Origin of the sequence: Photobacterium arenosum (genome assembly GCF_014841115.1) — a bacterium.
GTDB lineage: Bacteria > Pseudomonadota > Gammaproteobacteria > Enterobacterales > Vibrionaceae > Photobacterium > Photobacterium arenosum.
The window spans coordinates 343,745-363,227 of the sequence record NZ_JACYTP010000004.1; the positions used below are offsets into that span (position 1 = coordinate 343,745).

Sequence of the window (19,483 nt, forward strand, 5' to 3'; positions counted from 1 at the left end):
AGGGAATGAATAGTACCTTATTTAAAACGTATCTATTGCTTGCATTTTCTGTTTTTCTTGATATGTCAATTCAAATTGTCATGATCTGGAAAATACTTGAAATAACAAGTTCTACTGTTTATATGGGAATGATTGTCAGTATTGGAGCGGTTACGCCTTTTATTCTTAGTAAAATAATAAAAAAGAAAGATATCTTCTACAAGAAATCCACTATCACAACACTCAGGGCTATCTTTTTTGCTTGCATGGCTACCGTCTTGTATTTTAATGCCACTGGCTTGATATACATCATCTTTATGATTGCGGTTTTTTCATCATGTAATATGGTTTGCAGTATTAATACCTTTGAAGTGAAAAACTCCAGTTTTGTGAAAAGAAAACTGATTGAGGCCTCGAAGGCGTCCAGGGTGCTGCAAACAACCATTCAGTTTGGTGCTTTCTTCGGTGCATTATTTGGGGGTTGGTACCTCAAAGCTATGGGGTTTGAAAGCTTCATTTACTACATAGCAGTGATGTCTGTCTTATTATCAGTATCCTATTTGTTTGTTTCTGATGTTGATAAAGAAGAGACAGAAACTGAAGCAAGTAATCAGCAAGCACTTTCAGGAAAAAGAGAACGCTTTATTATCCAGGTAGCCTTATCTGTTTTAACAGGGTTGCACATCGGTGCGTTCAACACTTTCGTACCAGTGTATTATCAGCTTTTCAGAGAGTGGGGGCCTGATATCCTGGGTTTTGCATCAGGTTTGGCAGGTATAGGCGCATTATGTGCAGCGCTTCTTCCTCAGAATAAACATGTTTATTTGCTCAGTGCAGTGCTGTTGCTGGTAGGGGACATCGGGCTTTTCTTGATGGACATGCCATATTTATCGGTACTCTTCTGTTTCTGTATCGGCTATGCGGTTAATTCCGTGAGAATTACATCAAGAACGGAAATATTGAAGTCTGATGCTGCTCAAAGTGATGTTAATAGTGCTATCAGTCATTCTAATTATCTGTTCTATATTGTATCAGGAACCATTCCAATGCTGGTGACTATGGTATTGACTTACTTTTCATTCTCAAGTCAAGCTTATGGTATATCACTGATACTGGTCGGTGTTTTTTCCGCTGTTGTCATCATGCTGTTAACTAGAAGCAAAAAAGTAATCACATTGGAAGGTGCATATGAGAAGTAAAGTATTGATAGTAAACCCAGCTTCCAGCGGAAAAATGATCCGGCCGAAACTGCAAGCAAACAATATTCAATGCGATGTGTATTTTGATTCAGAGCATGATCCGAAAGGCATGCTGGATACGATTAACATCGAAAACTATGATAATAATGTATCCCATCTTGAAATTGATGCATTGCAGAATGAAAAGTACGATGCGGTTATTGCTGGCTCTGAATTAGGTGTTGAACTAGCAGATAAGCTCGCCAGTGAATTAGGTTTACCGGGAAACTCACCTTTGACGACCGGTCTGCGCCGGAATAAAAATGAAATGCAAGATGCATTGAAAAAACATGGACTAGCCTATATTCAGACATTTCTGGTTGATATGGATGGAAAAGGTCTTAATGAGCTTCATGAAATTAAATGCAAAAAGTATATCATCAAGCCAGTTAACTCTGCAGGTTCTGAAAACGTCTACTTCTGCAATAGCAGAGATGACGTAATTAATAAGATATCTTCCCTGCCTTGGGGGAAAATAAACAGTACAGGAAAAATAAATGATCAGTTTCTTGTTCAGGAGTTTATTGAAGGCGAGGAGTATGTTTTAGATCTGATAGTCAATGGGGACCAAATCACTTTAGTGGCTATATGTAAATACGTAAAAGGTCAGTCTGGTAATAATCCATTTGTTTATAATCGACTGGAACTATTGGATCCTTATGACGCCGGGTTGGCTCCAATTCGCGAATATGCTGTTGCGGCCACCAGAGCACTCGATATTAGGTATGGGCTTGTGCATATGGAACTGATGCTGAGCCCAGCAAAAGGGCCGGTAATGATTGAAGCTGCGACACGGATACATGGTGGTGTTGCGCCATCTTTATTTGAAAGCTGTTATTCTCCCAGTTTGCTGGATACGATTGCTTCACTGGTGTCAGAACACAGAGTACCGGAACTAGATTCTAAGCTAGTTAAGCAGGGTAGAGTGTATTTTCATGTCAATAAACACGCTGCGAAATTTTCAGGTGTCGATACCATCAGTGACAGTAAGCTAAAACGTATTCCATCGCTGATTGATTATTTTGTAACAGTGAAGGAAGGACAAGTTCTACCGGCCACAGAAGATTTATTCACCTGCCCGTGTCTTGTGTGGTTAGCTAATGATAATGCCTTTGATTTAGAATCTGACATTAAGGAAGTTGAGCATGTTCTCAATGGTGTATTTAACAAGGAGTTGGTCAGTGCCTAAGCTAATCATTAAAGATACAGATGAAACAATAGAAGCAGCAGCAGGAACACCCGTTTCAGAGTTATTTGAATTTGATGGGCTTAGAAGCGTTCCATTTAATTGCATGCGTGGGATTTGTGGTTCTTGTGCCGTAAAGCCGGTCACAGATATAGATTACCTCGGCGATGTGCATGAGAATGAGAAAGGCACACTGGAGGTTCTGGCTTTATGTCCAACTGAATACAGATTGCTGTGTCAGTGTACTTTAGTCTGTGATTCCGAGGTTGAGTTAGCTTAGGGTGATTATGAATATTTCAACATTATATAATATCAATGTGAATCTGTTTGAAACGTTAAATCTGGATTATAGATCGTATAAACATGAACCTATACTTGATTATGAAACCGATCTGAAAGTCTCTAAAGAGTTAGGTTGGACGGCTGCGCCCAGTAAAAGCTTATTTCTGAAACGTAAAAGCGGCGGCTACTGCGTGTTTGTTACCCATAAAGAAAATCGCTTTGATCAAAAGAAGATTCGGGATGTTATTGGTGAACGAGTGTCTATCTGCAACAATGAAGAGATGGAAACGATTACGGGCTGTATTGCCGGTGCGTTATGCCCTTTTGTTTTAGACACATCGATCCCGATTATTTTAGATGTGTCTTTATTGGATCATAAAGAAGTGATGTTTACTCCGGCAGATCCCAGTTATACATTCATTGTTGAATCAGGTTCACTGGTCAGTGTCTTTGAAAGCTTGAACAATGAAATGTACTTTTACGCTAACTAAAATATGGGGGCTGTTAAGCCCCTTATTCATGTTTAATGTCTAACACTGGAAGAATATGGATGGATTCAATACCGCCTATATCTATGATGAACTTTTTAATTTCATACAGTAACGGAAGACGGGTGCTGTTGACCCTTATCAGGCAGTCGAACTCACCGTATATAGATTCGAATTGAAAATCATAACCGGCACTTTTGAGGTGTTTGAAAATCTGTTTACAGTCTACGCTTCCGGATTTGATCAACAGGTAAGAATGGATATCATCAGAAGGGGATAAGCGCTGATCAAAGCAAGTACTGATTGTGAAGCCTGTTATGACGTTCTCCTGTATGAGTGTTTGTATTCTTTTGTCTACGGCACTGCGTGAGAGATTGACCTGTTCTGCAACTTTTTGGATGCTCTCTCTTGAGTTATTTCTCAATAACTCGATGATTTTCATGTCCACTTTATCTAAATTCATCATGGTTACTAACTAGCCTGGCCTGGTGACTTTTTGATTCTAAAGTAACAGAAAGTGTTTTTAATTATATTCTGTTTTGATATTGGTATTTTTCTGCTTTGTTTGACAAGCAACCGCATACTTACCATACAACTCAGGTATTTTGTCAATATGAACATTAATGATTATGTGAATAACGTGATAAGAAATGAACTCAGCGGAGAAATAACTGAATCAGTAGGGTACTGTCGTGAGAGCGGTTATACCGGTTTATGGCAGTATCATATGCTAAGTATTGCCCTGTAAACAGCACAGTGATGCACCAGCATAGAGAAATCTTCTCTTGTGGGTCTGCCGGGCAGCACAGGTGAAACGCTGTGGGTTTCAGTCAGCAAGATCGGCAAGGAGTTCAAATTCGCGATAAAGCAGCTCGTCGTCACCGACGTTGAGTTCAATCAGGCGGCGCAGGTGAGAAATGCTGTCGATATCAATATTCACTATCTTCATCCGCAGACAGTCGCTGTCATGGGCGACCAGTTCAGTGACCATTCTCATGTGAATATCTGTGTCATGCAGGCTGACATCGACTTCAAACGGGGCGTTGTCATCCGGCTGCCAGTGTTCAGGCCGGCCGAGCAGAATACCATGCAGCGAGATATCGCGAACATCAGCAGGCCAGTGTGACTGAGCCTGACGCACCAGCGCCGGGGCCTGATAAACAATACGGATAAACTGGCGTCTTTCGTTCATAGTCTGTGATTACCTGTATGAGCCTATATTGTCGAGTTTAGGGTCTGCTGGCCTTTTTGGTTCTGTTTTTTCTATGTTGACGTGATCTCTGTTTGCAGTGCCGCGGCTCCGCTGAGGAGTCGAGTGGTGATTCATCCTGTGCTGAAACAGGCGACTTTAATGATTTGCTTATTAAGTAATCATGCAATAAAAAAGGCTGCCCAAATGGCAGCCTGCGTTCAGTGATTGCAAATCTGTCCGGAGACGGTTATTTGGCAATACGCTTGTATTTAATACGGTGCGGCTCTGCAGCCTGCGCACCCAGTGTTTTCTTCAGCCAGTCGGTATATTCGCTATAGTTACCTTCGAAGAAATTCACCTGGCCTTCATCGCGGTAGTCCAGAATGTGGGTCGCGATGCGGTCCAGGAACCAGCGGTCGTGCGAGATCACCATGGCACAGCCAGGAAATTCCAGCAGGGCTTCTTCCAGTGCACGCAGTGTTTCTACGTCCAGGTCGTTGGTGGGCTCATCGAGCAGCAGTACGTTGCCGCCGGCTTTCAGCAGTTTCGCCAGGTGGACACGGTTACGTTCACCACCAGACAGCTCGCCAATGCGTTTTTGCTGGTCGCTGCCCCTGAAGTTAAAGCGGGACACGTAAGCACGCGACTGAATCTCGAAGTTGTTGATGCGAATCACATCGTTGCCTTCAGAGATTTCCTGATACACAGTATTGTTATCATCCATGCTGTCGCGGAACTGCTCAACAGAGGCCAACTTAACTGTGTCGCCCAGCTCGATAGTCCCTGCGTCCTGCTGCTCAGAGCCGCTCAGCATCTTGAACAGGGTCGACTTACCGGCACCGTTCGCACCTATGATGCCCACGATGGCACCTTTAGGCATGCTGAAAGACAGGTTGTCGATCAGAACACGGTCACCAAAAGATTTGGTCAGGCCGTTGACTTCGATTACCTTGTCGCCCAAACGATCACCCGGCGGGATGAAGAGTTCGTTGGTTTCGTTACGCTTCTGATGATCTGAGGTATTCAGCTCTTCAAAACGGGCCATACGTGCTTTGGATTTGGCCTGACGACCTTTAGGGTTCTGGCGTACCCACTCCAGCTCTTTCTCAATGGTTTTCTGGCGCGCTTTCTCCTGAGAGGCTTCCTGCTTCAGACGGGCGTCTTTCTGCTCCAGCCAGGACGTATAGTTGCCCTGCCATGGAATACCTTCACCACGGTCCAGTTCCAGAATCCAGCCGGCGGCGTTATCCAGGAAGTAACGGTCGTGCGTGATCGCCACCACTGTGCCTGTGTAATCAACTAAGAAACGCTCCAGCCAGCCAACAGACTCGGCATCCAGGTGGTTCGTGGGTTCGTCGAGCAGCAGCATGTCCGGCTGTTCCAGCAGCAGGCGGCAGATAGCCACACGACGGCGTTCACCACCCGACAGCAGTTTGATCTGAGCATCCCACTCCGGCAAGCGCAGCGCATCGGCAGCACGCTCCAGCGTATTGTCCAGATTGTGGCCGTCTTTGGCCTGAATCAGCGCTTCCAGCTCACCCTGCTCTTTGGCAAGGGCATCGAAATCCGCATCCGGTTCGGCGTAAGCGGCATATACCGCATCCAGGCGGGTCAGGGCGTTTTTCACGTCGGAAACGGCCTCTTCGACCACTTCACGCACTGTCTTGCTTTCGTCCAGTACCGGCTCCTGCGGCAGATAGCCGACATTCAGGCCGGGTTGCGGGCGGGCTTCCCCTTCGATATCGGTATCGATACCTGCCATGATACGCAGCAGAGTGGATTTACCGGAACCGTTCAGGCCCAGTACACCGATTTTGGCGCCAGGGAAGAAACTTAATGAAATATCTTTCAGAATCTGTCGCTTAGGTGGCACAACTTTGCTCACTCGCGACATGGTATAGACGTATTCAGCCATTTCCGTAGGTCATCTCTAATGATTGGAGAGAGGGGTATTTTAACCATTCTGGCCCTAAGTTTAACAGCAATGTCTCACAATGACGGTTAAGATGAATACATGCCCCTGTAAGCAGGTTTCGTTATTGACCTGAGCCTGACCCGGGGCTGACGTTGACGAGGGTATGGAACGCTAGGATAACAGTGTTAATTAAACGTGCTGAATTTTAATCTGAGTGAAGCTGGAGCTGGAAAGAGTATATATGCAGTCTGAAGCCGTTATGCACCGTTGTAGCCGTTGGATGCTGGGCCTGGGGGTATGGGTGCTGTTGGGAGGAAGCGTGGCACAGGCCGCCTCGCTTGAAGAGCAGAGAAAATGGTATGAAGCCGCTAAGGATGCGCTGGAACGCAAGGATCAGTCGGCTTATCAGAGTTATCGCACCAGGCTTGATGACTATCCGCTGACCCCTTATCTCGACTACCGCCAGTTTCAGGACAATCTGGATAAGCGCTCCCCTGCCGAAGTGAGTGCATTCATCAAAAAGTTTCAGGATCTGCCTTTCACCATCAAGCTGGGTTATGCCTATCAGGATGTGCTGGCAGAGGCCAACCGCTGGCAGGATCTGGTGACCTTTCAGACTGAGCCGCCATACAGAGAAAGTTATCAGTGTCAGTATTATCTGGCGCTCAGCAAAGTGGGCCGCAAGGACGAAGCCTGGCAGGGCGCGCAGTCACTCTGGCTGACCGGCCAGTCTCTTGACGATGATTGCGATCCCATGCTGGATGCCTGGGAAAAAGCCGGAAAACGTACCAATCAGCTGATTCTGGATCGCATGCTGCTGGTGTTTGAAGCCGGCAATCAGGGGTTGCTTAAATATCTCGACAAACAACTGACGGGTAACGCCAGAAAAGACGGCGATACGCTGCTCGCGCTGTTTGCCAAACCGCAAGGTGTGGCGGACTTCGCGAAAAAAAGCAAAGTGACCGACTATAACCGGCAATTGACAGTAGCAGCCTATAAGCGCCTGGCGCGCGTGGATACCAAAGAAGCCCTGAGCCAGCTAGAGCGGGTTGCGAACGGGCAAAAGCTCAATACAGGGCAGAAACAATCGCTGGCGGATTATACGGCGTCACGGCTGATGGATGCCGAAGAGGCCGATCTTGTCCGCTGGCGTGATGCCATGCTGCGCAAAAGCAGTGATGATGATTTGATTGGACGGCGCATCCGACTTGCCCTTCGTGAAGGCAACTGGACCGAAGCGCAGGCGTGGATCCCGCAATTGTCGACCGAAGAACAGAATACGCTGCGGTGGAAATTCTGGCAGGCGCATCTGCTGGCCAAAACCGATCCTGTGGTTGCCAAGCCGAAATATCAGGCATTGCTCGGCGAGCGGAACTTTTACAGTGCCGCAGCTGCTACGGTTCTGGGGGAAGGTATTGATTTCCCTGTGGAATCCCTGAGTCAGGCAGAGCAGGATGTGACCCCTTATCTGCCAGCGTTAAAGCGGATTGAAGAAATGATCGCGCAGGATAAGGTGTTTGATGCCAACCTGGAGTGGTGGTATCTGATGAAAGATCTCGATCCGAAAGCAATCTGGCCGCTGGCGGGCTACGCAGGTAAGCAAAACTGGCACCATCTGACGGTGCAGGCCACCATATATGGCCGGATGTGGGAACACCTGTCGTTACGTTTCCCGCTGGCTTTTGCCGAGACGTTTAAGTCATTCGGTCAGCAGCGTGATCTATCTGTGACCACTATGATGGCGCTGGCACGACAGGAAAGTGCGCTGAATCCGCAGGCAATGTCGCCGGTAGGCGCTCGCGGGCTGATGCAACTGATGCCCGCCACAGCCAGAGAAACTGCGGGTAAGCTGAACTACAAATATGCGGGCAGCAGTAGTCTCTTTGAGCCAGAGGTCAATATCCGGCTGGGCAGTGGTTACCTGAAAATGATGCTGGAGCGTTACGACAACAACCGTATCTTTGCTTTCTCGGCGTATAACGCCGGCCCGGGCAGAGTCACCAGCTGGAGAAAAATCAGTGATGGTAAACTGGATGCCTTTGCCTTTATGGAAACCATTCCTTTCGGTGAGACGCGCGGTTATGTCCAGAATGTGCTGATGTTTGAAGTCTACTACGACAAGCTGACCAATCAGCAGGTCCAGTTACTGACCACTGAGGAACTGAACACTAAGTATTGAGACAAACTGCTGCTATAGGTTTGGTGGAAGGCTGTGGTTCAGGGTAGAATCCAGACAGAATTAAAACGCCTGTGTGGGTTACTAATTGTCAATGCAGGCAATTTTTGAGGAAAACCATGTCAACCAAAGCCGATACGCCGGACTTTTCTGACTGGCAGCAAATAGTCTCTCTGTTTCGTCAGGCCTCTGCTGAAGGCAAAGATGAGTTACTCCTTCGTCTGCTGTTAACCCCGGATGAGCGTGAATCACTGATCGCCAGGGTGAATATCTTCCATGAACTGCTGAATGGTGAGCGTAGCCAGCGTAAAATCAGTGAGTTGTTGGGCGTTGGCGTCGCGACTATCACACGCGGCTCCAATGAACTGAAACACCACGATGCGGAGATCCGCGACTGGTTGTCAGAATTTCTGTTGAAACAGCAGCCGAAAGGCTGAAGTGCCTTGTCACCTCCCTCCTGATCTCCCCCTGAAAAGGGGGAGGGATCGTACTGAGCTTACTGAAGCACTGAATATTCTCTTCCCTTGGCAAGGGGAGGGTTAGGGTGGGGTTCGTGAAATGAGCACATATTTGGCGTTTGTGCCCAGTCCCCGGCTAGCCTCCCGCTTGAAAAGCAGAAGGATCGTACAGACCCGGGTTCATGAAAGGGATCAGGGCCAGTATCAGAGCCTGCTGATAAACACTGCTGCGGCTGAGCTTGTGCTCTGTGAGCATAGCAATGGCGCCACCTTGTTGCTTCACATTCTGCTGCTGAAACATATCATCCATTACATCCCCCAACTCTTCTCCGTCATGCAGACGGGCCAGCGCTTTTGGCGGCAGAGGCAGAGAGGCTGAACGGGATTCACCCCGCTGACTACCGTTATCTATCACCATCCAGGCAAACGTGGCACAGCCATCAAGCCCGGCTTCCAGACTGACGTAATAATCCGCGCCAGGCTGCAGTTCCCGGGCATACACTACCCGGTTTCGGGCGCCGGTCAGGGTTTCTTCGGCACACATAGGTTGTGCTCTTACACCGCTGTCCACGGCAACACCGCTAATCTGCAGGGCTTGCGCCGGAAAGGCTTGGTGGAAGGCGTTTTCTACCGCTCTAATTTTGGCCGGGTTTGTCGAGGCGACAATAATACGAATCTGGCGCTCTGGTGCTGGATTGGTGGTGTGCATGATGGGCTCCTTCATTTCACGTCGTTATTGTACGCATTGGAAGGGCGCTGTCACCCCTGACGGGCATCTGCAAGAGCATGAGCAAATCAGGGGGAGGGGGCAGGATAACCAGCGGTGCAATCAGATGCGGTCGAATGACCAGTCGGATTGGATAATGTAGCCGTGAATCTTGAACTCGTCGTGGTTGACAAACAGGTTCGGAAAATCCGGCTGGGATGTGGAAAACACCACGCCATCTGCCAGTTGTGTCATGTGGTAGAAATCGGGCTCGCTGCCCCGCACCGACGCAAATACCGGCTGTTTAGGACGATAAGGTGCTTTGCGTGTGGCCAGTGCATAGCTGCCCAGCGGCGCACACTGAGCGATGTTTTCATTATCTACCAGCAGGCCAAGGCAATCGTCGCGATCCAAATGATGCGGTATCGCCCGCTTGCTCAGTACGTCGACTTTGCCGCCATCGCGATAAGACAGATAGTCTTTGCGATGAATAATAGGAATGTAAGTCGATGTCGTGCTGTGCCCCGTTTCGTGACTGATGGCCGTTGTTGCCTGAGTACCTGAATCAATCTGTCCGGTCAGCAAATAGCTGATGGAGGTGTTCAGGGTTTCAGCAATTCTTTCCAGCTCACGTACTTCAATGCCGTATTTGCCTGACAGCTTACGGCTCATGGTGCCTTGTTGTAAGCCAAGAGTTTCACCCAGCTGTTTCTGGCTAATCCCCTGAATCTTGGCCAGGCGCTTAATCCGCTCTAAATATTCCATAAGAATGGCTTCCCGCTCGCAGTAAAAAAAGAATGCGAAAGGCATTCGCAAAAGTCATAAATTATTTTACTGATATCCTTGTCTAAAGGTTTTACTCAAGCTGAAAAGTGCGATGGATTTCGTTAAAGGAATATACATTTGCACTCGGTTGGGTAAAAAAAGGGACAATTTTTTTTCCAGTAAAATAAGCCAGTAAGAAAAAACCACGCCAACTGCTGACAAAAGTAACATATCAGTTCCGACCAAGAAATAAGGAAACAGCAGGGTAATGGCGGTTTTATGCATATTTTATGATATGCAACCCAAGGTTAAACAGGATTTCTTAAAAACCTGCCGAATGACAGAAAGGCGTACAGATTCAGTTTATAAGTGAAATCGATTTCATTCTCAGTGTGAATATGTGTCAATCATCAATAAATACACTGCATATTATGCTAATTTGGAATATTAAATGAGTCCCATCCGCCCAGCGACAAACAATCAGCAAGCTGTCTGTAAAGAGTAAGGGCTGCCGGAAAGGTTTTTCCTTAACCGCTGAGCCGCATTGTTGTTAATCTTTATGTGCCGTTTCACCAGTATCGGGCAGGAAACGGTGCACAAATTGCACCATTATGGATCGAATGGCACTGTATTGGTGCGCAGAATCCTGGCACACAGGAAGTGCAGCAAAGCACACAATTTTTTGTTATTGATTTTCAGTTACTTAGTTTTATTGACGAATTTAGCAATTAACGAATTGAATTGGAACAGTTATTGCTTGCCCCTTATTCATGATTGATTCGCCCTAACTTGGGGCTTGTGGTTGATTTTTGCACATTTTTTGTGCGTGACTTAGGGAAGAGTTCAATGACTGAATCTATGACACAGGTGACGGGAGCCGTGCAGGCTCTCACACAAAGTGCGGACACTTTGTTCCTGCTGCTGGGCGCCATCATGGTGTTTCTGATGCATGCCGGTTTTGCATTTCTGGAAGTGGGCACAGTACGGCAGAAAAACCAGGTGAATGCGCTGGTGAAGATATTGGCTGATTTTGCTGTATCGACCATCGCTTACTTCTTTATCGGCTACTGGCTGGCCTATGGCGCCACCTTTTTTGCTGATGCTGAAACGTTGTCGGCCGGTAATGGCTTCGCCTTAGTCAAATTCTTCTTCCTGCTGACCTTTGCGGCGGCGATCCCGGCGATAGTCTCCGGCGGTATTGCGGAGCGGGCCCGTTTCAACCCTGTGCTGATTTCTACCTTCTTTATCGTGGGCCTGGTGTACCCCTTGTTTGAAGGTATGATCTGGAACGGTAACTTTGGCCTGCAGGCGTGGTTTGAAGGCCGGTTTGGCGCCGCTTTCCATGATTTTGCCGGCTCTGTTGTGGTTCATGCGGTCGGTGGCTGGATTGCGCTGGTGGCGGTGATGCTGCTGGGGATGCGTAAAGGGCGTATCCGGGCAGGCAAACACACTAACTTCGCGCCTTCTAACATTCCGTTTCTGGCGCTGGGGGCGTGGATCTTAAGTGTCGGCTGGTTTGGTTTTAACGTGATGTCGGCACAGTCGATTAACGGTGTCAGTGGGTTGGTTGCCGTTAACTCTCTGATGGCGATGGTGGGCGGAATTCTGGCCGCCGTCGTGCTGGGTAAAAATGACCCAGGTTTCATTCATAACGGCCCGTTGGCCGGTCTGGTGGCTGTGTGCGCCGGTTCGGATCTGATGCATCCTTTGGGGGCGCTGATTACCGGTATCGTCGCTGCTGCGATCTTTGTCTGGCTTTTTACTTACATGCAAAATCACACCAAAATTGATGATGTGCTCGGTGTCTGGCCACTGCATGGCGTGTGCGGAGCCTGGGGTGGCATTGCGGCCGGCATCTTTGGCCTGCAGTCGTTAGGCGGATTAGGTGGCGTTAGTTTCGTGGTGCAATTGCTGGGCACTGTGATAGGCATCGCGATAGCACTGGCAGGTTCGTTTATCGTTTACGGACTGGTGGATAAGCTGTCGGGCCTGCGCCTGAGCGAAGAAGATGAGTTCAACGGCGCCGATCTGGCTATCCACAAGATCAGTGCCACCAATTTAGAATAGACCCCACCCAGCCTATAAATGCTTGAATGCCGCCTGGTGCGGCATTTTTTATGCGAGGTATTCAATACCTGAGTGAACGGAAAACCTGTCACTGTCACTCTGGTGTTGATCACAGATAACGATTCGGATTTCTTACTCTTATGACGACGTAACCAACTGTTATTGCATAAGCTCAGTCTGTGTTCCTGTGCTGGATTTAAAGCATGCAGCAACGAATATGGCCAGGCCAGTGGCATCGACTCATCGCAACCGCCTTGAGCGGCCTCTTTGTCATCCTGCTTCAGGGGCTGCTTAGTGCCAGTGCGACAAGCGCAGAAGCACCAGCATTGAAAGCGCTGCACCAAAAAGAGCCTTATGTCAGCTGGGATCGCACTGCGTCAGAAGCACGGGTGCTGCTGCAGGCAACTACTGCAGATACCACTAAACTAGAGCGCATTCGCGCCACTCTGGCTGAACAGCGGGGTGAAGCTTATCAGTTATCACAAGATAAATCGGTGGATGTACGATGGCTGGAAGCGCAAATAAAATCCCTTGGTCCGGAACCGGAGGAAGGGGAAAGTGAACCTGAGGTCATTGCCAGCCGTCGTGCCGAGCTGGAAAATGAACTGGCCACAGTCAGTGCTCCGATTTTTCTTGCCGATGCAGCGTATGAACGGGCCAACCTCCTGGTAGGCGAAGTCGACAAGGTGATCCGCCAGAACCTGTCCGAAAAATTGCTGAATAAAAGCCCGACCCCGTTATGGCCAGGGCGGTGGGGAGACGCGCTGAGCGAACTGAAACAGTATGCCGGAGTGTTAGCACAGCAGTTCCACGCCGTCAGGCAAGATCCGCAACAAGCCCGTAATATGAGTGCATCCATAACCCCGTTTCTGGTGTTCATGGCGTTGGCTCTGCTGACCATGCTGGTGATACAGCCTTGGGTGATCAACCGGCTGGACAGGTTTAGCCATAACCTGACCAAGAAAAGCCAGATTCTGATCTGCAATGTGTTCTCAACATTACTGAGGCTGTTCTTTCCTTTGCTCACCGCGCTCTTATTAGTTGTGGCAATCGGCCAGCTGAAGTTGCCTTTGCCGGCTGTGAAAGCGACGATCAGCGCACTGGCGGGTGCGGCTGTGTATATTGTTGTCAGCCATTGGCTGGGGTTTCTGATATTCCGGCCCAAGGCAGCAGAACAGCGAATTATCCATCTTGATGACGCTTCAGCCCGGCGTGGCATGCGGATCTGCCAACTGCTCGGGGTGTTTCTCGGTCTGATTATCCTCTTGACGGCAGTCAAAACGGATCATGCCTTTTCAGCGGCCAGTTCGGCATTTTTGACCTTGCCTGTTATCGTGTTCGGCAGCTGGTTAATGTGGCAACTGGCGAAAGTTTTAAGCAAGGCCGCCAGGAAAGCCGATGAGACCGATGAGCAAAGCGAGCAGGTCAATCATGTCAGTCGTGGTGTGCTTAACGCGCTGGTGTGGTTGATGAAGGCCTCCAGTATTCTCAGTGTCGTTTTTGTCTGCGTGGGCTACGACAGTCTGGCGCGGCAGGCCATTATACCTATGGTGATGTCCATTGCGCTGATTGCCTTTGCCATGGTTATTTACTACGGCCTGCTGAATGTCATTAACCGGATCATGGGAGGTGACAATGAGCAAGACACAGAAGCGAGTGTCAGCGAGGGGTTGTTACCCATAGTGCTGATTGTCATTATGTTCATGCTGTTTGCTCCAATGCTGGCACTAACATGGGGCGCCCGGCTTACCGATATCGCAGAAATCTGGCGGCTGTTGTCCGATGGCGTTGAGCTGGGGGATGTCCGTATTTCTCTGGACGTTATTATTACGTTTCTGGTGGTGGTGTTTGTCGGTGTGCTGCTCACGCGATGGATTCAGCACGTCATGCGTCATTCTGTGCTGCCGAAAACCAAGACCGACCCCGGTGCACAAACCGCAATTGTGACAGGACTGGGTTATGTGGGTTATACCCTGGCTATCATTATTGCCGTGTCAGCGGCGGGTCTGAATTTATCCAGCCTGGCAGTGGTGGCTGGCGCATTGTCGGTCGGTATTGGTTTTGGCCTACAGACCATAGTGTCGAATTTTGTCTCCGGTATTATTCTGCTGATCGAGCGGCCGATCAAAGAGGGAGACTGGATTGAGGTTTCCGGTCATTCGGGTTTTGTTCGTAAGATAGCCGTTCGATCAACGCGAATCGAAACCTTTGATCTGCAGGATGTGGTGGTGCCCAACTCGGATCTGATCGCCGGTATCGTAAAAAATATGACCCTGCGATCCGACCATGGCCGATTGATAGTCCCGATTGGTGTAGCCTATGGCAGCGATCTCAATATCGTCAAACAAGTGTTGATGGAGGCGGCCAAAAAGCATGGCATGATCCTCAGCTATCCCGAACCTACCGTTGTCTTCACCGAGATGGCCGATAGCGCTTTGCTGTTCGAGCTTCGTTGCTTTGTCCGCGATATCAAACAGTACATGATTATCAAATCCGAACTTCTGTTCGATATTTATCAAACGCTTAACGAGCAGGGAGTCAGTATCCCATTCCCACAACGTGATGTGAGTATTAAAGGGCTGGAAAAGTTACTGAAAGCGTGGGAGGAGAGAAAAGCGGAATCGGGTGACTGAGCGATGAGTCTCGCGCGTTGCACCGAAAATCTGAATGCATTTGCCTAACAAAGGATTGTATGACGATACTGCAATCATAATAATGACAGCCATTGTTCTCTGCTATGGCTTTGCTTTTTATGATGACTCCGTCCGCTTTCTTTCAGCCGCTGCGCTCAGTCACTTTGCCCGGATGTGGCACTGAAGTGTTACTGGCCGGGTTTGATCTGCACCATTACTCGCCGTCCCTGTTCAACCAGTTTGGCGTCAAGATGCCTGACGCAATAAGCCGGGCAGTGCCTAAGCGACAGGCGGAATTTCTGGCCGGCCGTTATCTGGCGCAGCAACTGCTGAAAGAGCGGGGAATGGCACCGGTCGAGATAGCGGTTGGCGACAACCGTGCACCTGTCTGGCCACAGGGGCTGACTGGCAGCATCAGCCACCATGACCAGCTGGCAGCCTGTGTGATTTGTCCTCAACATCATGAGCAGGCCGGTGTTGGTTTAGATATTGAGTTACCCGTTAACGCGGATATTGTGCCTGGCATGCAGGGGATGGTCGTCAATGAGCAGGAACTGGTCAGGCTGGAAACAGATGAACAAAATGCAATCTGGTTGATGACCCTGATGTTTTCCGCCAAAGAGAGCATTTTTAAAGCCCTATATCCGCAAGTTCAGCGCTATTTCGACTTTCTGGATGTCTCATTTCTGGGCATGGATGATCAGTGGCTGTACTTTGAGTTGAACACAGAGCTGGCTGCGTCTTTGCCCTCCGGCCGACAGGGAAAGGTGCATTACTCCAGGATGTCAGAGTCTGTGTTCACGTTTACCCGTTCCGAGTATTTTACTGATAATAATTATCATTATTGAGTTTGTTCCGGCCGGCAGTTACAATCGCTTTTTTTGTGAATGGGTCGTGCCGTCATGGACAGCAACACGCTGAATGCTAAGTCAGTGTTAAGGCTTGCTCTGCTTATCAATATGCTCTCGGTCGGAACCCTGATGATGGTGATGCCGCTGGGGCCAGATTTAGTCCGGGATATTGGTTTACAAGGTGAGCATATTGGATACATCAGCGGTGGTGCGACATTCGGCTCCGCGATAATTGGATTTTTTCTTGCCCCTGTTTTGGATCGCTTCGATAGGCGGGCTGCACTGACGTTGTTTCTTTTGCTTCGCTCTGTCCTGATTGCGTTGTGCGGTCTGGCAGCTACGCCGGAACAACTATTGCTGATGTTTATTGCCGCTGGCTGTTTCTCGGGCCCGCTCAGTGGATTAATCATGGCATCCGTCCTTGATGTAACCAAAGTGGCTGAACGGGGCAGGGCGATGGCCTTTGTTGCCAGCGGGTTTTCGCTGGCGGCGATCATTATTGTCCCGGCTTCTTTGTTGCTGGCGCAGTGGCTGAACTGGCAGATGACTTTCTTCTTCTTTGGTGGCATGGGACTGATACTGGCGGTAGCGGTACGGATCTGTATGCCGTCGCTGGTGCCACAGCAACAAATGGCCGGAAGTCCGGCAGCACTATCGGCAGGGCTGGCCGGGATGGTTGGGTCAACACCGTTTCTGCTGGCGATGGCGATGATGGGGATCAGCCTGTTCGGGCATTTCCTGTTAGTACCGAATCTGTCGGCTTATTTCCAGTTCAACCTCGGTTTCCCGCGTAACGAAATCAGTTACCTGTACTTGCTGGGCGGGATCATGAGCATACTGGCGATGCGATACAGTGGCAGGATGATGGATAAGGGATCAGGTCAAACGGCCTTGTTTGGTCTCAGTGCTATTGTGGCGGCTGTGGTGTACTACGGCTTTATCAGTGACAGCGCAGACAAATGGGTCTATCTGATATTTATGCTGCTGATGGCATCCAGTTCGGCGCGCAGCGCAGTGCTGGCAGCATTCACTTCAAGGGTTCCCCCTCCGCAGTACCGTGCAGCCTTCATGACCTATCAGTCGACGATGTCTAACCTGGCAGCCGGTGTCGCCAGTATCGTGGGCTCTATCTATCTGGTTTCAGGGCCGGAGCATCAGTTACTGGGACTGGATATGCTGGCATCTGTCACTATAGCCAGCGCTATTGCCGTACCACTGCTTGCTTGCTGGTTTATCCCTTCGCTCAAACAGGCTCAGGTTTCACAACGCGCTCCGGGTTAATCCCGGAGCTTTCCGCTAGTTATTCTTTTTTCTGCATTTTTTTGTACTCTACCTGTTTTTTACCGTGCTCTTTATAAGCAACTGTTTTTCTATTTCTCCTGTTGCATTCAAATGCGAATGAAAAAAATTATCAATTCTATTGAACTCTTGTTGACGATGATAATAACAATAATTATCATTTGCGCCATTGTTATTGATGGAGTGTTGAAATGTTTCAGCAACAAGGAGATAGTGTGATCAAGTTAACTCGTTTGAACCGGGCTTTGTGTGTAGTAGGTATGGTCTCTTCATTTACGGCGATGGCAGAAGTGGCCAACAAAGAAGTGATGGTGGTGACAGCGAGCCAGACGGAGCACCCGGAACTGACAGCTCCTGCTTCAGTGTCTTATATCACGCGTGAAGAACTGGATAACCTGGTGGTCAATGATGTCGCCGAAGCGATCAAAAAGCTGCCGGGTATCAACATCAATCCAGGCACCTCATACGGCCGGAATGAAATCAAAATCCGCGGTCTGTCTTCAGACTACACCTTGCTGCTGATTAATGGTCGTCGCATTAACTCACGTGATGGCCTGCTCAGCGCCTACGGCAACGACTTTGACCTGTCCAGTATCCCAATGTCCGCGGTTGAGCGTATCGAAGTGATCCGTGGCCCGATGTCATCCCTTTACGGGGCCGATGCGCTGGGCGGCGTGGTTAACGTCATCCTGCGCAAACCAACGGAAGACACGCAGGGCTCTGTCGGTTACCAGTTTGACGGTATCACCGAAGGCTCCGGCGGCGACACCAATAAGATCAATGCGTATGTCAGTGGTGCGCTGATCCCTGAAACCCTGCTGGGTAATCTGATCGTTGAAAAAAGCGATCGTGATGCCTGGCGCACGGATAAGTCTGTTAACCCGGATACCGATGTACTGGAAGAGCGCGACGAGCTGAACCTGTACTCGAACCTGAAGTGGCTGGTGAATGAGCAGCAGGATATCGATCTGGATTTGATCTACAGCAAAGATGATCGTGATGCGGACTGGAACAATTGGGGAACTGCGGTCAACAACGTGCAGGAGATGGAGCGCTATAACATCGCGCTGACTCACTATGGTTACTGGGCCAACTTTGATTCCCGCCTGCGTTACAACCTGGATATGTCTGAGCTAAGAGACGATTCCGAGCTCAACGGCGCGGTCGGTAATATTGATCAAACCAATAATACCGTGGATGCGCAGCTGTCCGGCTATCTGGGTGAGCACCTGCTGACCGGTGGCGCGGAATACCGTGATACCAAGCTGAAGAATAACCTGACCCTGAACACTGATTCGGTGAACTACAGTCAGGCGGCAGTTTACCTGCAGGACGAGTTCTCGCTGGGTAATCTGGCCCTGACCCTGAGCGGCCGTTATGACGATCACGAAGTGTACGGCGGTGAGTTCAGCCCGCGTGCGTATGCGGTTTATAAAATCAGCGACAGCTGGGTCGTGAAAGGGGGCGTCGGAAAAGCCTTCAAAGCACCGAGCCTGAACCAGTACAGTGATTCTTACTCAGTACTGGCCTGCCGTGGTGCTTGTAGCGTAGTCGGTAACCCGGATCTGAAAGCCGAAACCTCGCTGAGCTATGAGCTGGGTACCAGCTATGAAGCCGCTCGCTGGGGCGCCGGTCTGACATTGTTCCAGAACGACATTGACGACATGATTCAGGCCGAAAACTGGGACCGCGTCAGCACCGAGCTGAGCTACTTCAATGTGGCAGAAGCTGAAGTGAAAGGCGTGGAAACCATGGCCTGGGTGGACATTACAGACACTGTGAGCCTGTCGGCGAACTACATGTATACCAGTGCTGAAGACAAAGACACCAAGAAAGATCTGATTCTGTCGCCAAACCATACTGCCAATGTCCAGCTTGACTGGCAGGCACTGGAAAACCTGTACGCGTACACTTCGTATCAGTACACAGGTTCTCAGTATGTGCGTTCAGGTCAGAAACTGTCGGCATACGGCACCATGGATCTGGGTGCCCGTTACGAAGCCATTGAGAATCTGAACCTGAAACTGGGTGTCACCAACCTGACCAACGAAGAGCGTGACGAAGCCGCGACTCAGCTTGATTACATCCTGAAAGCCCGCAGCGTGTATGCCGGCGTGTCATACGACTTCTGATAACAACATCAGTCAGGACCACCTGACACCCAAAGAGCCAATGAACATTGGCTCTTTTTTCCCTGCAAAAGCAATGTGATGTCACTTTCTAACAATTAAAGCCCTAACGAATTAAC

16 protein-coding genes are annotated in these 19,483 nt (G+C 49.2%); 11 read left to right on the forward strand and 5 right to left on the reverse strand.

From position 1 onward, the window contains the following. Positions 1-5: 5 nt before the first annotated feature. The 4 genes from IFO68_RS09290 to IFO68_RS09305 are packed head-to-tail and all read left to right on the forward strand — an operon-like array spanning position 6 to position 3,176. Positions 6-1,178: an MFS transporter gene (locus IFO68_RS09290; RefSeq protein ID WP_192015637.1), complete on the forward strand. Its 1,173-nt coding sequence runs from the start codon at positions 6-8 to the stop codon at positions 1,176-1,178. Then, positions 1,168-2,406 (forward strand): ATP-grasp domain-containing protein, encoded by a 1,239-nt coding sequence (locus IFO68_RS09295; protein WP_192015638.1) that lies wholly within the window; start codon positions 1,168-1,170, stop codon positions 2,404-2,406. Before IFO68_RS09290 ends, IFO68_RS09295 begins: the two co-directional genes overlap by 11 nt. Then, positions 2,399-2,683, forward strand: a complete 285-nt coding sequence (locus IFO68_RS09300; protein ID WP_192015639.1) for a 2Fe-2S iron-sulfur cluster-binding protein — start codon at positions 2,399-2,401, stop codon at positions 2,681-2,683. The genes IFO68_RS09295 and IFO68_RS09300 overlap by 8 nt, the downstream gene beginning before the upstream one ends. A 7-nt stretch (positions 2,684-2,690) precedes the next feature. Continuing rightward, complete coding sequence (locus IFO68_RS09305; protein ID WP_192015640.1) at positions 2,691-3,176, forward strand: YbaK/EbsC family protein; 486 nt, start codon at positions 2,691-2,693, stop codon at positions 3,174-3,176. A gap of 22 nt (positions 3,177-3,198) precedes the next feature. Here IFO68_RS09305 and IFO68_RS09310 read toward each other — a convergent pair whose 3' ends face one another. From IFO68_RS09310 to ettA, 3 genes are all read right to left on the reverse strand, one after another. Beyond that, positions 3,199-3,639: an Lrp/AsnC family transcriptional regulator gene (locus IFO68_RS09310; protein WP_192015641.1), complete on the reverse strand. Its 441-nt coding sequence runs from the start codon at positions 3,637-3,639 to the stop codon at positions 3,199-3,201. Positions 3,640-3,999: 360 nt separating this feature from the next. Then, positions 4,000-4,365, reverse strand: coding sequence for a PilZ domain-containing protein (locus IFO68_RS09315; protein WP_192015642.1), 366 nt, complete (start codon positions 4,363-4,365; stop codon positions 4,000-4,002). A 247-nt stretch (positions 4,366-4,612) separates the two neighbouring features. Next, positions 4,613-6,280: an energy-dependent translational throttle protein EttA gene (gene ettA, locus IFO68_RS09320; RefSeq protein WP_192015643.1), complete on the reverse strand. Its 1,668-nt coding sequence runs from the start codon at positions 6,278-6,280 to the stop codon at positions 4,613-4,615. Between the two features lie 241 nt (positions 6,281-6,521). Between ettA and sltY the strand changes: the two genes are divergently transcribed. Next, a complete protein-coding gene (sltY, locus tag IFO68_RS09325; RefSeq protein ID WP_225445142.1) occupies positions 6,522-8,459 on the forward strand; it encodes a murein transglycosylase in 1,938 nt (645 codons plus the stop codon). A 116-nt stretch (positions 8,460-8,575) separates the two neighbouring features. Then, positions 8,576-8,893: a trp operon repressor gene (gene trpR / locus IFO68_RS09330; protein ID WP_192015644.1), complete on the forward strand. Its 318-nt coding sequence runs from the start codon at positions 8,576-8,578 to the stop codon at positions 8,891-8,893. A gap of 157 nt (positions 8,894-9,050) precedes the next feature. Here the strand turns inward: trpR and yjjX are convergent, their stop codons facing one another. Together yjjX and IFO68_RS09340 are read right to left on the reverse strand one after the other, a co-directional pair. After that, positions 9,051-9,623: an inosine/xanthosine triphosphatase gene (gene yjjX, locus IFO68_RS09335; RefSeq protein ID WP_192015645.1), complete on the reverse strand. Its 573-nt coding sequence runs from the start codon at positions 9,621-9,623 to the stop codon at positions 9,051-9,053. Positions 9,624-9,743: 120 nt separating this feature from the next. Continuing rightward, positions 9,744-10,385: a helix-turn-helix domain-containing protein gene (locus IFO68_RS09340; protein WP_192015646.1), complete on the reverse strand. Its 642-nt coding sequence runs from the start codon at positions 10,383-10,385 to the stop codon at positions 9,744-9,746. Positions 10,386-11,231: 846 nt separating this feature from the next. Here IFO68_RS09340 and IFO68_RS09345 point away from each other — a divergent pair. The 5 genes from IFO68_RS09345 (at position 11,232) to IFO68_RS09365 (ending at position 19,367) form a co-directional block, all read left to right on the forward strand. After that, positions 11,232-12,452: an ammonium transporter gene (locus IFO68_RS09345; protein ID WP_192015647.1), complete on the forward strand. Its 1,221-nt coding sequence runs from the start codon at positions 11,232-11,234 to the stop codon at positions 12,450-12,452. A 203-nt stretch (positions 12,453-12,655) separates the two neighbouring features. After that, positions 12,656-15,085: a DUF3772 domain-containing protein gene (locus IFO68_RS09350; protein ID WP_192015648.1), complete on the forward strand. Its 2,430-nt coding sequence runs from the start codon at positions 12,656-12,658 to the stop codon at positions 15,083-15,085. Positions 15,086-15,204: 119 nt separating this feature from the next. Then, the gene (locus tag IFO68_RS09355) at positions 15,205-15,933 is read left to right on the forward strand and encodes a 4'-phosphopantetheinyl transferase family protein (protein ID WP_192015649.1); all 729 of its coding nucleotides are present in this window, start codon (positions 15,205-15,207) and stop codon (positions 15,931-15,933) included. Positions 15,934-15,987: 54 nt separating this feature from the next. Beyond that, the gene (locus IFO68_RS09360) at positions 15,988-17,217 is read left to right on the forward strand and encodes an MFS transporter (RefSeq protein ID WP_192015650.1); all 1,230 of its coding nucleotides are present in this window, start codon (positions 15,988-15,990) and stop codon (positions 17,215-17,217) included. 233 nt (positions 17,218-17,450) lie between these two features. After that, a complete protein-coding gene (locus IFO68_RS09365; RefSeq protein WP_303455754.1) occupies positions 17,451-19,367 on the forward strand; it encodes a TonB-dependent receptor domain-containing protein in 1,917 nt (638 codons plus the stop codon). Positions 19,368-19,483 lie beyond the last annotated feature (116 nt).